We start from the raw sequence: 274 nt of genomic DNA, 5'->3' as shown, positions 1-274 counted from the left end.
CGACATTCACGCTATCCCAGTTTCCCACGGTGAAGGAAAATTTGTAGTGACGGACGAGGAATTTGCTACTTTGCGTGATAATGGGCAAATCTTCAGCCAATACGTTGACTTTACTGGTCAGCCAAGCATGGATTCTAAGTACAATCCAAATGGATCCAGCCATGCCATTGAGGGTATTACCAGTCGCAACGGACAAATCATCGGGAAAATGGGGCATTCGGAGCGTTACGAGGACGGTCTTTTCCAAAACATTCCAGGCAAGAAAGACCAAGGA

1 protein-coding gene is annotated in these 274 nt (G+C 46.7%); it reads left to right on the top strand.

Going from position 1 to position 274, the window contains the following annotated elements:
* Nucleotides 1-274, top strand: a 274-nt coding sequence (locus C1G53_RS12815; RefSeq protein WP_153046740.1) for a phosphoribosylformylglycinamidine synthase subunit PurQ, incomplete at both ends; no start/stop codon positions are given.

The sequence above is a fragment of the Streptococcus suis genome, assembly GCF_002960445.1.
GTDB lineage: Bacteria > Bacillota > Bacilli > Lactobacillales > Streptococcaceae > Streptococcus > Streptococcus hyiners.
This window is presented reverse-complemented; position numbering and strand designations above follow the sequence as displayed.